Origin of the sequence: Rhizobium sp. 1399 (assembly GCF_031455475.1) — a bacterium.
Taxonomy (GTDB): domain Bacteria; phylum Pseudomonadota; class Alphaproteobacteria; order Rhizobiales; family Rhizobiaceae; genus Rhizobium.
This window is the reverse complement of record NZ_JAVDSU010000037.1, coordinates 1-1,126: the sequence shown is the minus strand read 5'-3', so window position 1 is coordinate 1,126 and position 1,126 is coordinate 1. Positions and strand designations below refer to the sequence as shown.

Here is a 1,126-nt window from a genome sequence, read left to right as displayed (position 1 = left end):
AGCAGCACCGTCCAGATCTTCAGCGCCTCGCGTTTTTCCATGACGAGGGCGGAATGCAGAAGTGCCGTGCCGGCAAGCCAGGGCATGAAGGAGGCATTCTCCACCGGATCCCAGAACCACCAGCCGCCCCAGCCGAGTTCGTAATAGGCCCAGTAGGAGCCCATGGCGATGCCGAGCGTCAGGAAGGTCCAGGCGGCCAGCGTCCAGGGCCGCACCCAGCGCGCCCAGGCGGCATCGATGCGGCCATCGAGAAGGGCGGCAACGGCAAAGGAGAAGCAGACGGAGAAGCCGACATAACCGAGATAGAGAAGCGGCGGATGGATGGCCAGCCCGATATCCTGCAGCACCGGGTTCAGGTCCTTGCCCTCGGCGGGAGCCGGATCAAGGCGGACGAAGGGATTGGAGGTCAACAGGATGAAGAGGATGAAGGCGACCGAGATCCAGGCCTGGACGGCGAGAACATTGGCCTTGAGCGTATCGGGCAGATTGCGGCCGAAGACGGCGACCAGGGCGCTGAACAGCGAAAGGATCAGGAGCCAGAGCATCATCGAGCCCTCGTGATTGCCCCAGACGCCGGAATACTTGTAGATCAGCGGCACCAGCGAATGCGAGTTCTCCCAGACATTCTGCACCGAGAAGTCGGAGACGACATGGGCATAGGTGAGCACGCCGAAGGAGAAGGCGACGAGGGCAAAGAGCAGGACGGAACCGAGCGGGGCGACATCCATCATCGCCTGATCGCCGCGCCGCGCACCGATCACGGGCACGACCGACAGGACGATCGCGGTTGCGAGCGCCAGAACCAGTGCATAATGGCCGATCTCGATGATCATGGCGTCGCCCTTGTCTCTTGCGCCTGGACTTCCTGGCCCCTGGCTTCCTGAGCCTTGGCCTCGCCCTTGGCTTCAGCACCTTGCGGCGCCTGACCTTGCGGCACCTCACCTTGCGATGCCGGGCCCTTGCCCTCTTCCCACAGGCCCTGAGCCTTCAGCCTGTCGGCCACTTCCTTCGGCATATAGGTCTCGTCATGCTTGGCAAGCACGGTATCGGCGGTGAAGACAGTGCTGCCCGTCTCGAAGGCGCCTTCGGTCACCACCCCCTGCCCCTCGCGAAACAGATCCGGCAG

General features: G+C 63.5%; 2 protein-coding genes. Both read right to left on the bottom strand.

From position 1 onward, the window contains the following. The coding region (locus J2X71_RS38065; protein ID WP_310390569.1) for a cytochrome c biogenesis protein CcsA at window positions 1-833 on the bottom strand (833 nt) is incomplete at its 3' end. After that, on the bottom strand, window positions 830-1,126 hold a 297-nt coding region (locus tag J2X71_RS38060; protein ID WP_310390568.1), incomplete at its 5' end, for a cytochrome c maturation protein CcmE. The genes J2X71_RS38060 and J2X71_RS38065, both read right to left, overlap by 4 nt.